General features: G+C 52.2%; 15 protein-coding genes. 5 read left to right on the forward strand and 10 right to left on the reverse strand.

Going from position 1 to position 11,995, the window contains the following annotated elements:
• Both A0129_RS09235 and A0129_RS09240 read right to left on the reverse strand, forming a co-directional pair.
• A partial coding sequence (locus tag A0129_RS09235) for a Dps family protein (RefSeq protein WP_291714405.1) occupies window positions 1–495 on the reverse strand: 495 nt, incomplete at its 3' end.
• Window positions 496–510: 15 nt separating this feature from the next.
• Entirely contained in the window at window positions 511–1,644 is a 1,134-nt protein-coding gene (locus A0129_RS09240) for an SMP-30/gluconolactonase/LRE family protein (protein WP_291714407.1), read from the reverse strand.
• Window positions 1,645–1,728: 84 nt separating this feature from the next.
• Between A0129_RS09240 and A0129_RS09245 the strand changes: the two genes are divergently transcribed.
• From A0129_RS09245 to A0129_RS09255, 3 genes are read left to right on the forward strand one after another with little or no spacing between them, the layout of a single operon-like run.
• Window positions 1,729–2,958, forward strand: coding sequence for an acyl-CoA dehydrogenase family protein (locus A0129_RS09245; protein WP_291714409.1), 1,230 nt, complete (start codon window positions 1,729–1,731; stop codon window positions 2,956–2,958).
• On the forward strand, window positions 2,958–4,034 hold the full coding sequence (locus A0129_RS09250; protein WP_291714411.1) for a phosphotransferase family protein: 1,077 nt from the start codon (window positions 2,958–2,960) through the stop codon (window positions 4,032–4,034). The genes A0129_RS09245 and A0129_RS09250 overlap by 1 nt, the downstream gene beginning before the upstream one ends.
• A gap of 6 nt (window positions 4,035–4,040) precedes the next feature.
• Complete coding sequence (locus tag A0129_RS09255; protein ID WP_291714413.1) at window positions 4,041–4,805, forward strand: histidine phosphatase family protein; 765 nt, start codon at window positions 4,041–4,043, stop codon at window positions 4,803–4,805.
• A gap of 11 nt (window positions 4,806–4,816) precedes the next feature.
• On the opposite strand, the gene A0129_RS09260 is transcribed toward A0129_RS09255, so the two are convergent.
• The 7 genes from A0129_RS09260 to A0129_RS09290 all read right to left on the reverse strand — a co-directional run bounded on the left by A0129_RS09260 (window position 4,817) and on the right by A0129_RS09290 (window position 10,376).
• The gene (locus tag A0129_RS09260) at window positions 4,817–5,188 is read right to left on the reverse strand and encodes a copper-binding protein (protein ID WP_105027925.1); all 372 of its coding nucleotides are present in this window, start codon (window positions 5,186–5,188) and stop codon (window positions 4,817–4,819) included.
• A gap of 20 nt (window positions 5,189–5,208) precedes the next feature.
• The gene (locus tag A0129_RS09265) at window positions 5,209–5,703 is read right to left on the reverse strand and encodes a cupredoxin family protein (RefSeq protein WP_105027924.1); all 495 of its coding nucleotides are present in this window, start codon (window positions 5,701–5,703) and stop codon (window positions 5,209–5,211) included.
• A gap of 24 nt (window positions 5,704–5,727) precedes the next feature.
• Entirely contained in the window at window positions 5,728–7,140 is a 1,413-nt protein-coding gene (locus A0129_RS09270; RefSeq protein ID WP_291714415.1) for a copper oxidase, read from the reverse strand.
• Window positions 7,141–7,157: 17 nt separating this feature from the next.
• On the reverse strand, window positions 7,158–8,582 hold the full coding sequence (locus A0129_RS09275) for a TolC family protein (RefSeq protein ID WP_291714416.1): 1,425 nt from the start codon (window positions 8,580–8,582) through the stop codon (window positions 7,158–7,160).
• Complete coding sequence (locus A0129_RS09280; protein ID WP_105027921.1) at window positions 8,579–8,863, reverse strand: hypothetical protein; 285 nt, start codon at window positions 8,861–8,863, stop codon at window positions 8,579–8,581. The genes A0129_RS09275 and A0129_RS09280 overlap by 4 nt, the downstream gene beginning before the upstream one ends.
• A gap of 63 nt (window positions 8,864–8,926) precedes the next feature.
• Window positions 8,927–9,340: a hypothetical protein gene (locus A0129_RS09285; RefSeq protein WP_291714418.1), complete on the reverse strand. Its 414-nt coding sequence runs from the start codon at window positions 9,338–9,340 to the stop codon at window positions 8,927–8,929.
• Between the two features lie 73 nt (window positions 9,341–9,413).
• A complete protein-coding gene (locus A0129_RS09290; protein ID WP_206018553.1) occupies window positions 9,414–10,376 on the reverse strand; it encodes a metal-dependent hydrolase in 963 nt (320 codons plus the stop codon).
• Window positions 10,377–10,504: 128 nt separating this feature from the next.
• On the opposite strand from A0129_RS09290, the gene A0129_RS09295 reads away from it, so the two are divergent.
• Window positions 10,505–10,936 carry a putative toxin-antitoxin system toxin component, PIN family gene (locus tag A0129_RS09295; protein WP_291714457.1) on the forward strand — a complete coding sequence of 144 codons (432 nt, stop codon included), beginning with the start codon at window positions 10,505–10,507 and terminating at the stop codon, window positions 10,934–10,936.
• A complete protein-coding gene (locus A0129_RS09300) occupies window positions 10,937–11,524 on the forward strand; it encodes a DUF1508 domain-containing protein (RefSeq protein ID WP_291714420.1) in 588 nt (195 codons plus the stop codon).
• Window positions 11,525–11,602: 78 nt separating this feature from the next.
• Here A0129_RS09300 and A0129_RS09305 read toward each other — a convergent pair whose 3' ends face one another.
• Window positions 11,603–11,938 (reverse strand): YegP family protein, encoded by a 336-nt coding sequence (locus A0129_RS09305; protein ID WP_105027918.1) that lies wholly within the window; start codon window positions 11,936–11,938, stop codon window positions 11,603–11,605.
• Between the last annotated feature and the right edge of the window lie 57 nt (window positions 11,939–11,995).

The raw sequence follows: 11,995 nt of genomic DNA on the forward strand, positions 1-11,995 counted from the left end.
CAGCAAGGCACGCAACATCCAGGCGGTTTTTTCGTGAATGTCCATGCGTTGAGTCAATAAATCAGCAGACGGCTGATCATCGCCGTCTTCGATGATTGGAAAAATTTCGCGGGCGGTGCGTGCAATCGCTTCGTGACCCTTGGCAAGAATTTCCACCATTTCCATGGCCTTGGGCGGCTTGGCGGGCGCGTCTTTCAAAGTACTTAACTTCGCAAATTCGGCATACGAACCTGGCGCATGAAAACCAAGCGCCCGAATACGCTCTGCGATTGGATCGACAGCATTCCACATTTCGGTGTACTGACCCATGAACATGGTGTGCAAGGTGTTGAACATTTTTCCGGTCACGTTCCAGTGGAAATTGTGCGTGGTCAGGTACAAGGTGTAGGTCTCGGCCAGCAAACGGCTAAGCGCCTGGGCAATCGCGGCACGCTTGGCATCTGGGATGCCAATATTGATTGAGGGCATGTCGGGTTTCTTTGCTGCTTTGGCCATTTCTTCTCTCCTGTTTTATTCGCTTGGTGACTGACCCAGTGGATTGGAAATAGTTGCAATTCCGTTGATATGCACTGACCCGAGGTACAGTTTGCCATTAAAGGGCGTCACCTGCGTGACGTAATAATAGTAAGCACCCGCCTTCTCCGCCTGCAGATTGGCAATCACGGTGCCTTGCGGGTTGATCGCCAGCGCCATGGCCTTGGGCTTGATCGGGAATTGAACGTAGTTCAATAATTTTGCCATTACTTTTCGAACAGCAGGTTGATCGGCGAGCGAATCCAGCAGGGGGTCACGTAAACTGGGTACGGCAACCCAGTAGTTTCCGTCCACATCCGTGCGAATATTGTCTGGGAAACCGGGCAAGCCATCGACAAACACATCGCGAGTTCCGGCCCTCTCACCTTGCAACCAATACCGCACAATTCGGTATTCGCCAGTTTCGTTCACCAACACATAGTCGCCAGCCTTTGAAATTGTTACACCGTTGGCAAATTGCAACCCACGAAGTAATGTTTTTGTTTCACCGGTTTGGAAATCATATTGAAGCAATCGTCCGTTCGGGCCGTGTTCAAGCACATCGAGCACATAATTGTTGAAATCAAACTTGCTGGAAGCATCCGAAAAATAGGCATAGCGGCCATCGGCACTCACCGCCACATCGTCTACAAACTTGAATGGCACACCTTCCGACTCAGTCGAGAGCACTGTGACTTCGCCTTGCAGGGTCACTTTCAACAAGCCCTTGATCGCATCGGCCACCACCAGAAAACCCTCTGGATGGAACACCAAACCCAAGGGGCGGCCTTTGGTGTTGGCAATCAGATCAAAGGGCGTGGTTTGGGGGCTTTCTTTGACTTGCAGATTCTCTGGGTCAAACCGAACAATTTCACCGGTGTTCATGCCGGTGTACAACAAGCCATCAGGGCCAGGTTCGATTGACTCGGGCTGAAGCAGGTTGTACGTGCCAAATACCTCGGCTTGGTCCAGCAAATTGTTGCTGGCATAGGGCCCCGAAGTGAGGCTGGGCATGGGTGCCGGCTTCCAGGCCACGGGCTCCACAGGCGTAGAACCAAACACCACCACGCCACCAATAACCGCCACTGGCAGCAGGACCACTGCAATCAAAACTTTGCCCAAAGCACGCATATTGTTGACACCTTGTAATTTCCGTTAGCATGGATGATATCGGAGGAAACAAGCCGAACCGTCAAAATAATCAGGAGACCGGTTGTGAATTTTGAACCCAGCGCCAAAGCGCAAGACTTTGTAAAGCGCGTTCGCGCCTTCATGAAAAACGAAATCGCACCGCTAGAGGCTGCTTACTGGGACAAAATAGAGGCCCAGTGCAATGGCCGCGAGTGGAACAACTGGCGCATTCCCCCAGAAATGGAAGCCCTGAAAAGCAAGGCGCGCGAGGCAGGCCTGTGGAACATGTTCCTGCCCGATGACAAACTTGGCGCAGGCCTGAGCACCATGGAATACGCCTTGATTGCCGAAGAAACCGGCCGCAGCCTGATGGCACCCGAGGTGTTCAATTGCAACGCCCCCGACACCGGCAACATGGAAGTGCTGTGGAAATACGGCAATGCCGAGCAAAAAAAGGAATGGCTGGAGCCCCTGCTTGCAGGTGAAATTCGGTCTGTGTTTTGCATGACAGAGCCTGATGTGGCCAGCAGCGACGCGACCAATATGCAAGCCACAGCCACCCTGGAGGGCAATGAAGTAGTCATCAACGGCACTAAGTGGTGGAGCAGCGGCATTGGTGACCCGCGTGCCAAAATTGCCATTGTCATGGCCCGAACAGAAAATCCGGATTTGGATCGTCATCACCAACACACCATGGTGCTGGTGCCGTTGAATACCCCTGGTGTTTCTGTCAAACGCATGTTGCCAGTGTTCGGCACTTACGATGAGCCGCACGGCCACGGCGAGGTGGAGTTCAACAATGTGCGCGTCCCTTTGGGCAATGTCATTGCTGGTCTGGGCAAGGGCTTTGAGATCGCACAAGGACGCTTGGGCCCGGGCCGTATCCACCACTGCATGCGCTGCATTGGCGCGGCTGAGGAATCGCTGGACCTGATGATTCAACGTGGCATGAGTCGCATCGCTTTTGGAAAGCCCCTGATTAATTTGGGTGGTAACCGTGAACGGGTGGCCGAGGCTCGATTGGCCATCGACCAGGCTCGACTGTTAACCCTGTATGCAGCCTGGAAACTGGACCAGGTGGGTGCACTGCAAGCCATGACTGAAATTGCTGCGATCAAGGTAGTGGCCCCCAACGTGCTGGAACAGGTGGTCGACATGGCCATTCAAATGCACGGCGGCGCAGGTGTTAGCCGCGACACGCCGCTTTCCGGTTTTTACATTCAGGCACGCAGCCTGCGCCTGGCCGATGGCCCCGACGAAGTTCACAAAGGCGTGATAGCCCGCATTGAAATGATGAAGCGGGGTTTCAAATAATGACCGAGTCCACAAAATCGGTCATCGACACAGGTGGTGCGGTTCGCCAGGGCGAAGAGTTAAATACCGATGTGGTAACAGGATGGCTTCGCACGCAAGGTTTAACGCTGAGCGACAAGCCCGAGTTAACACAATATTCTGGGGGAGCTTCCAACTGGACCTACCGTTTGAAGTACCCCGAAGCCGATTTGATTCTGCGCCGTCCACCCAAAGGCACCAAAGCCAAAGGTGCGCACGACATGGGCCGTGAGTTTCGCATTCAAAGCCTGTTAAAACCCGTGTACCCCTATGTGCCCAATATGGTGGGGCATTGCGCCGACGAGTCGCTGATTGGCAGTGAATTTTACGTGATGCACCGAATCGAGGGAATTATTCCGCGCAAGCACATGCCGCGTGGCGTGCAGCTTAGTCGCGAACAGGCCCGGCAACTCAGCATCAACTTTCTGGATCGGTTGATTGAGCTTCACCAGATCGACATTCACGCCAGCGGACTGAATAGCTTAAGCAAGGGCAGTGGTTACACACGCCGCCAGCTTGACGGCTGGAACCAGCGCTACGACAAGGCACGCACCTGGAATGTAAGTTCATTCAACAAGGTACGGCGCTGGCTTGATTTGAATTGCCCCGACGATGTGAAACTGTGCATGATTCACAACGACTGGCGGCTGGACAATGTGGTGCTGAACCCCAGTAAGCCCACCGAAATCATTGGTGCTCTGGATTGGGAGCTGGCCACCGTAGGCGACCCGCTGATGGATTTGGGCAGTGTGATTACCTACTGGGTGCAGAGTGACGACAACTTCTTGATGAAGATGCTGCAACGACAACCTTCCAACCTGCCCGGCATGATGACGCGCCGTGAAATGGTGGACTACTACATGCAGAAAACTGGAATACACACCAACAACTGGACCTTCTACGAGGTGTTTGGCTTGTTCCGAATCGCCGTGATTGCACAACAAATTTATTACCGCTACCACCACAAGCAAACACGCAATCCGGCATTTAAAAACTTCTGGATTATGGTGAATTATTTTGATTGGCGATGTAAATCGCTCATCAAGAAAGCAGGTTGAATACGCATGGGAACCATCTATTTGATCCGACACGGTCAAGCCAGTTTCGACAGTGCCGATTACGACCAATTGTCTGATCTTGGGCAACTTCAGGCAGCCCAATTGGGTGCCTGGTTCAAGGCAAGAAAAATCCGCCTTCACGGTTTTTTCAGTGGCAGCATGAATCGACATTTGCAAACTGCGCAGGCTTTTGCAGGCACCTACGGTGTGTTTCAAGAACCGGTGCAGCATGCGGGTTTGAATGAGTACGACCATGAAGCCATTTTGCAGGCGCTGATCGGGCAGTACGACGACCCCGATGCATTCGAACAGCAGGTGATGCAAAACGCCGACCCTCGCAAGGCCTTTCAACAAATTTTCGAGAAAGCGATTGCGCGTTGGGTGAGCGGTGAACACGACAACGACTACCCGGAAAGTTGGCTTGGCTTCAAAGCCAGGGTGATGAGTGGTTTGGGTGCTGTTACGGCGCAAGCGATGCAACTGAAGCAAGGGTCGGGTTCAGCCAATGTGGCGGTATTCACTTCAGGTGGACCAATTACAGCCGTTGCGCAAAACCTGTTGCAATTGCCTGACGCCAATGCATTCAAGCTGAACTGGATGATTACCAATTGCAGTGTGAGCAAACTGTTGTTTGGGCAACGTGGTGTAAGCCTGGCCAGCTTCAACGAGCAAGCCCATTTTGAAGGTGAAATAGCAGGTGTACTGGCAGACCAGGCCACCGGGCTGGAAGCATTTGCTGCCAAACCCAATGGCCTGATTTCTTACCGATAAGAATCAAGCACTCACTGTGCTTTCTTGATCTCGGTCACGGTGTAGTTCGAACCTTCCTGCTTCACGTTGAACTTCACTTTGTCACCTTCTTTCAAGCCTTCCAGCATGGCTTTGTCAGCCACACCGAACACCATGGTCATGGGTGGCATTTCAACGCTTTTGATTTCACCGTGCTTCACAGTGATCTTGCCAGTGTTCTTGTTGATCTTGCGAATTTCGCCATCGGCCATTTCAGCTTGGGAAGCAGCTTTCGCCTTGGCCTCGGCCTCGGCTTTCATGCGATTCTCGTTTTCAATGACATGTACCGTGTGGTCGGCCGCGTAAGCGGCACTGGCGCCCAACAAAGCCAAGGTAATTGCACTCAGTTTCAATGTATTTTTCATGGTGTTACTCCTACAAAAAGTTATTTGGCCGCCACGGTGATTGTGCCCACCATGCCCGCCTGAAAATGACCCGCGATCAAACAGGCGAATTCAAATTTGCCTGCTTTGTTAAAGGTCCAAACAATTTCGCCCGTTTTACCGGGGTCCACATGGGCCATGTAAGGTTCGTCATGTTCCATGCCGGGAAATTTCAACATCAACTCTGCGTGCTTTGCGTTTTCTGCTTTGGTTCCAATCACAAACTCATGCAGTAGCGCGCCCTTGTTGTGAACTACGAAACGAATGGTTTCCCCTTCTTTGACTGTCAGCTGACCCGGCTTGAAACGCATGTCGTCGCCCATGCTGACCTCAATGGTTCGAGCCACCGCAGCCGTATCACCTGCAATACCCCAATCAGTTTGCTCTTTCACCACCGGCGTATTGCCTGTTTTCTTTTCGCCATGAGCAAGTGCAATATTGTTCACTCCTCCCAATAACGCAGCACAGGCAATCAGGACTCCAGATAATTTCAACATTTACATTCCTTTACGTAAAAACGATCAGTGACCTGAATGCCCGGTGGGTTTACGCACCTGTAACTCAATGTGCGGCTGGTTCTTCTGTGCCAACTTCATGCCGGGCTGCCCGGCATTGCTGCTGCGTTTGGGTTTGGCCAGTTCACCCGTAAATTCATAGGCCACAGTACCTTCTGGATGCTGATACCAACCAGGGTCTGAATAGTCACCTGGCTTCTGGTCCCTTCGTACTTTCAGCATACTGAACATACCGCCCATTTCCACCGAACCAAAGGGGCCTTCGCCCGTCATCATGGGAATGGTGTTGTCGGGCAGCGGCATTTGCATTTCAGCCATGTCGGCCATACCCCGCTCACCCATGGCCATGTAGTCCGGAATCAGGTTGGTGATTTTCTTGGTCATGCCCCGGTGGTCCACGCCGATCATGGTGGGCACATCGTGGCCCATCGCATTCATGGTGTGATGGCTTTTGTGACAATGAAATGCCCAGTCGCCTTCTTCGTTGGCGATGAATTCCATTTGACGCATTTGGCCCACCGCAATATCCACGGTGACTTCAGGCCAGCGTGAATTTTTCGGTGTCGGACCACCATCGGTACCAGTCACCTCAAATTCATGGCCATGAATGTGAATGGGGTGATTGGTCATCGTCAGATTACCAACACGAATCCGGACTCGATCATTCTTGCGAGCGACGAGTGGTGAAATACCCGGGAACAGCCGACTGTTCCAGGTCCACAAATTGAAATCCAGCATGGTCATGATTTTCGGCGTGTACGCGCCAGGGTCAATGTCATAGGCATTCAACAAGAAACAGTAATCCCGGTCCACTTCATTAATCAGCGGGTTCTTGTTCTTTGGGTGGGTGACCCAAAAACCCATCATACCCATGGCCATTTGCACCATTTCATCGGCATGCGGGTGGTACATGAAGGTGCCAGGTCTGCGCGCCTCAAATTCATACACAAAGGTTTTACCGGCTGGAATACCTGGCTGGTTCAAACCGGTCACACCATCCATGCCGTTGGGCAAGCGCTGGCCATGCCAGTGAATGCTGGTGTGCTCAGGCAGTTTGTTGGTGACAAATATACGCACCCGGTCGCCCTCCACCACCTCTATGGTGGGGCCAGGGCTTTGCCCGTTGTAGCCCCACAAGTGAGCCGTCATACCCGGTGCCATTTCCCGCAACACAGGCTCGGCCACCAGGTGGAATTCCTTCACACCATTGTTCATGCGCCATGGTAAGGTCCAGCCATTCAATGTCACCACCGGGTTGTAAGGGCGCCCAGTGTTGGGCACCAGGGGGGGCATGGTGTCAGGCGATGTTTGCAAAATGGGTTCAGGCAAAGCGCTCATGGCCACTTTGCTGACGCTGGCCGCAGCCACCGCGCCGCCAGTTAGTGCAGCGGCCTTGAAAAATTCTCGTCTCGAAGTCATGTTGAATGTCCTTTCGTTTAGTGACCACCGCCAGCGTCGCCGCCAGCGCTTGCGGCCGCGCCACTGACCGACACCATCATGGGTTTGCCCACCATGGTGGCCTGCAACGCAGCGTCAGCACGCCAAAAATCTGCTTGGGCGTTAATGGCCTGCACCACCACGCTCACCTGGTCGCGGCTATCCGCCAATAGTTCAAACACCCCAATGAACATGCCGTTGTAACGCAACACGTTTTCATCGGCGATGGTTTGCCGCAGCGGAATGATTTCGTCGCGGTAGTGGCGTGCAATATCGTAGGTGGTGCGGTAAGCGGAATAGCTTTCACGCAACGTGGATTGCGCGCCGCGCAGGGTTGCCTCAAGCCTGTTGGCAGCAGCCAGCGTGCTGGCATTGAAGGCATCGCGCTTCATTCCGCCCCAATCAAAAATTGGCAGCGCCAGTTCCAATTCCCACCCTTTTTTGTTGTTGCGCTCGCCGGTGTCGTTCTCAAAAATCGTGTCGTAACGGATACCGGCTTCAATGTCCAGAAAACTGGCCACGTTGCCCAATCCTTGCGCTTTTGCACTGGCATCAAAGCCCAGCTTGGCCATCCTCACATCGAGTCGATTCTCGGCCCGCTTGGCCACATCAGCCGCGGGTTTGGGCGCCTCAGGCAAATCGGGCAAGCGATCGGGTAACTTCAACTGCGCCGCTTGCTCGGTGTTCAAACCCAACATGCGCACCAGTGCTTCGCGGGTGGCTGTGGCTTTGTGCCGTGTGGCTGCAAGATTAAGCGCAGCGTCGGCATAAAAACTTTGCTGGCGTGCGCGCTGCAAGCGTGTAAAGTTGCCTACTTCTTGCATGCGGCGAGCCAATTCAGCGCTGGTTTGAGCACTTTCAAACACCTGCTGGGCATAAGTGTGAGCCTGCTGGGCGGCAACTGCATCCACCCAAGCCTGACGAACCTGGGTCACCTGGTCTACCACGCTGCTGGTTAATTGCAACTGCGCGCGGTCGATTTGCGTGCGGGCAATGCCTTGGCGCGCCGGAAAGCTGAGCAAATCCAGCAAACCGAAACTCAGCAGTCGACCCAATTCAAGTTCATCTTTAATGCGCACACGTTCGAATGCAAACACCGGGTTGTGAATGCGGCCACTTTGCGCAGCTTGCGCCGCTTGTGCCCAGTTCTCGGCCAATACGGTTTGAAACTGGGGGCTGTGGGTCAACATCAGTTCAACCGCAGCCGGCTGGCTTAGAGGCTCCTTCAAAATCTGATTTGCTTTGGCGGTCATGGCCTGGCGTTGTTCATCGGTTAGAACAAGGCTCATCTTGCCCTGAGTGAAGCCACTCAGCTCTTGATTGGTTTGGTCTAGAGACTCGTTGATATTGACCGTGGCGCAGCCCGTCAACACGAGCACCGCAAGCGCAACCGTCGTTCTCCTCAAAATACGGTGGGCGTTCATTGCGCACCTCCGTGATTGTGTGACTGGGTTTTGGATGGGTCTTGAGCACTGGCCGGTTTGTCTTTTTCTTGGTCTTCATAAGGCTCGCGTGCATAGACACGCCAGCCACCGATTTCATCAACCAGTTGATTCGCCTTGGGCCAGTTTTGTATTTCAGAATCGGAATAGGCTTGGTAGCCTTCAAATGCCGATTGGTAGTCAAGTTCTTGCACAGTCTGTTCGGCATTCGCAGACGATGCGAAGGCGAGTAACAGGGGCGCGAATAAGAAATGGGACTTCATAGATCCTCGCAATCATTTAATACACAAGGCATGCAGGCGAATGTGGCCCGGCATGCCCAAGAATCAAATGGCGAGGGTTTTGGGCAGTCGATCAATCCGACGCGTGTCGGCGGAATGCGGAAGTTGCGGCGAAGAAACGGGGTGCAGCATGTCCTGCTGAATGGCATTGAAGCTGGCCTGTGCTACCGGCAACAGCACCACAGCACAGGTGGGCGCGCAGTTGCAACAACCGTGCAGCGACTTCATCAATTTTCTGGATGAGTCAGGATCGGCATGATCCACCATATCGTGCATGCTGTGATCCATGCCCTCATGGTTCAGTTCGCTGTGGTGCATGGTGCTGTGGTCGATTGCCTGACCGGCGCTGCTTGAACTTCCATTCAAATGGCACGCAAACATGCCGACCTGCGCCATGCCCTGAACAGGCAACGCAAGCAACATGAGCCACATGAAAAGAATTCGAACCATTTTTGTCATAAACCGGAACATACCACCTGAGCTAGGACAGGGCAAGCTGTAGAAAGTTCGAAAGCTTCCCCCTGTGGGAAGCCTAGGCCGGGACTTTCATGTTCGCAGCAATCGCCCCAGCAGCCATGGCAGCCGGGGACTGATTCAAGTAATCCTGTGCAAGTTGGGTTGACCCCTCCTTGGAAGGGTCGTACCAGGGACTGAAGTAGGGTAACTGCTGCATCACCAGCCAAAGTGGATTGGGCAACAACTGCTTGCGTGAGGCCTTGAACCATTCAACCCACATCCATGGTTTGTAAACCGCAGGTTTTTTCTTGGCAAAACGAGGATCTTGTCCGGCAATGTTGGCAGCACCATCCACCCACAAGCCAATAATCATCGGGACCACAATGGCCGCCAAGTAATAGCGGGACAAATAATCGCCCCCCAGATGCTTGTACAAATCAAAGGCCACGCTACGGTGTTCCACCTCTTCCGCACCGTGCCAGCGAATCAGGTCCAGCAAGACCTGATCTGAATTCAGCTCGTCCCATTTTTTGTTTTCAAGCACATACATGCCCAATACGCAGGTCATGTGTTCAATGGTGGCCACCAGGCCCAATCTCGCCAATAGCCAGCGACGTTCCAGCCAGGTTGGGACTTTCTTGCCGAAAGGCGTGTCATCCAGCACCACATCAAACAACCATTTCATCAATCGCTGATTGCGCTCGGTCTTTATGCCGCGCGCGGCGAGATATTCCTCAGTGGCTGAACTGTGCCCACGTGCATGCATCGCTTCCTGCTTGATGAATCCGCGCACATCTTCTTTCAACTTTTCATCGGTCACCAAGGGCAGAGCCTTGTTGTACAGCCGACAAAACCAGAACTCGCCAGCAGGCAAAATCAGGTTGATCTCGTTGATGAAGTAGCTTGCGTAGGGCTCATCGGGAATCCAGTCAATCGGTGTTTCCGACCAATCAAATTTCACGTTGCGTTGCTTCAAAGGCACGTCAGTGTTGGACGCGGGACGCGCGGCTTTTTTTCGCGCAGCAGTGGTGGCGGTCATGGTGGGTCTCCGACGGTTTTTGCTTAAGATGACATTCTTCGATGTCATCGTTTGATCATAACCGGGAAGTGACAGAACCGATAGTGGATTTGCTCTAGGGAAATGAAAGATGTACCGTGGTGGCAAAAATGCTACCATTGATAATGATTGTTGTAATTGATACCAACGTGTTTATTTCAGCCTGCCTTGGCAACGGCGACAGCACTCGCGTGATCGAGGCGGTGCTTCTTGAAAAGATTCGCCCTTTAATCTGCACCGCTTTGATTAATGAATATGAGGCCGTGTTGGCCAGACCGGTTCTATTCAAATCAAGTCGCCTGAATGACAGCGAAAGAAACAAGCTTCTGGATTTGTTTTTTTCAAAATGTAATCTTCAAAAAATTTATTTCAATTGGCGCCCCAATCTTCGCGATGAAGCAGACAATCATTTAATCGAACTGGCGATTGCGGGTAATGCAGAAGTGATCGTGACCCAAAATATCAAAGACTTCAAAGGCACTGAGTTAATCTTTGATGGCTTAAGAATTCTGAGCCCAAACCAGCTTTTAAAGGAGGTTTGAATGGCAGCTTTAACTGTGCGTCTTTCCGATGAAAAACATGCTCGCCTGAAAGCGCTGGCCAAGGCGCGTGGCATTCCGCTCAATGCGCTAATTGATGAAATGACAACTCAAATACTGGCTGAATTTGACGCTGAAACCCGATTTCAAGTCAGAGCCATGCGCGGCAGACAAATACCGGTTGAAGAGGGACTTGCGTTGCTGACCAAGGCACGTGGTGAACCTACTTCCACAGGAGGGTCTTCGCAAGAGGTTTTACACGAGAGATCCAAACCATATGTTCGACCTTCTGCGGGTAACTCTGAACACGCAGGGTACTTCACTCTGACCAAAACGGCAGACAAGCGATATCAATTCATCTTACACAGCGGGACACACCAGCAAATTTTGACCAGTCAAATTTTCGACACAAGAAAAGAGGCGGAAAATGCGATTGAGATCTTGCAGAAAGCATCAAAGGATGCGTTTCAGATTAATTTTGATTCTGGATTAATGGCTGATCTGAAACTAGGAAGGCTTACGTTTGAGTTGCCTAACAATCAGGTAATCACCAAAAAACGCTGCCAAGGCATTTGTCCGCCGTCTAGTTGAACTCTCAAAAACCAGTCTTATACACTGAAACGGTTACCCACACAAAAAGCCAAGCCAATTGCGTGGGTTTAAAATAACTCAAATGGTGGAATCTTTGACCGTGGTCGACTTGCCATTGGTTTTTACCGACTCAATGCCGTTGTCACATGCAGCCTCGCTGGCGTACATCTGGCTGGAACCAATAATTTGATGGTTGGCAGCCTTCAAGTTGAAATGGTGCTTGCCGTTGGCAGCGACCTTCTTCTCATAACGTGATGCTTCACCGCAGTTTTTCTGAACTGACTCAATTCCGTTTTCAGCCGCTGCTTTGGTTTTGTAAAGCTCGCTGGTCAAAATGGTTTCATGGTTTCCCGCCTTCAGGGCAAATTTGAACTGACCGTCGCTGCTTTTGCTTAATTCGAAATAACCTGCCATCTCCAACTCCTTTGTTTGAATGTTTGTTGAATGCTATGGGTTAACCCATTTTGGTTA

It is taken from the genome of Limnobacter sp. CACIAM 66H1, from assembly GCF_001601825.1.
Lineage (GTDB): Bacteria > Pseudomonadota > Gammaproteobacteria > Burkholderiales > Burkholderiaceae_B > Limnobacter.

Excerpts from the sequence above, each read along its gene's own strand:
- A0129_RS09240 (WP_291714407.1), bottom strand. The coding sequence starts at position 1,644 with ATGCGTGCTTTGGGCAAAGTTTTGATTGCAGTGGTCCTGCTGCCAGTG.
- A0129_RS09250 (WP_291714411.1), top strand. The coding sequence starts at position 2,958 with ATGACCGAGTCCACAAAATCGGTCATCGACACAGGTGGTGCGGTTCGC.
- A0129_RS09255 (WP_291714413.1), top strand. The coding sequence starts at position 4,041 with ATGGGAACCATCTATTTGATCCGACACGGTCAAGCCAGTTTCGACAGT.
- A0129_RS09260 (WP_105027925.1), bottom strand. The coding sequence starts at position 5,188 with ATGAAAAATACATTGAAACTGAGTGCAATTACCTTGGCTTTGTTGGGC.
- A0129_RS09265 (WP_105027924.1), bottom strand. The coding sequence starts at position 5,703 with ATGTTGAAATTATCTGGAGTCCTGATTGCCTGTGCTGCGTTATTGGGA.
- A0129_RS09270 (WP_291714415.1), bottom strand. The coding sequence starts at position 7,140 with ATGACTTCGAGACGAGAATTTTTCAAGGCCGCTGCACTAACTGGCGGC.
- A0129_RS09275 (WP_291714416.1), bottom strand. The coding sequence starts at position 8,582 with ATGAACGCCCACCGTATTTTGAGGAGAACGACGGTTGCGCTTGCGGTG.
- A0129_RS09280 (WP_105027921.1), bottom strand. The coding sequence starts at position 8,863 with ATGAAGTCCCATTTCTTATTCGCGCCCCTGTTACTCGCCTTCGCATCG.
- A0129_RS09285 (WP_291714418.1), bottom strand. The coding sequence starts at position 9,340 with ATGACAAAAATGGTTCGAATTCTTTTCATGTGGCTCATGTTGCTTGCG.
- A0129_RS09290 (WP_206018553.1), bottom strand. The coding sequence starts at position 10,376 with ATGACCGCCACCACTGCTGCGCGAAAAAAAGCCGCGCGTCCCGCGTCC.
- A0129_RS09295 (WP_291714457.1), top strand. The coding sequence starts at position 10,505 with ATGCTACCATTGATAATGATTGTTGTAATTGATACCAACGTGTTTATT.
- A0129_RS09300 (WP_291714420.1), top strand. The coding sequence starts at position 10,937 with ATGGCAGCTTTAACTGTGCGTCTTTCCGATGAAAAACATGCTCGCCTG.
- A0129_RS09305 (WP_105027918.1), bottom strand. The coding sequence starts at position 11,938 with ATGGCAGGTTATTTCGAATTAAGCAAAAGCAGCGACGGTCAGTTCAAA.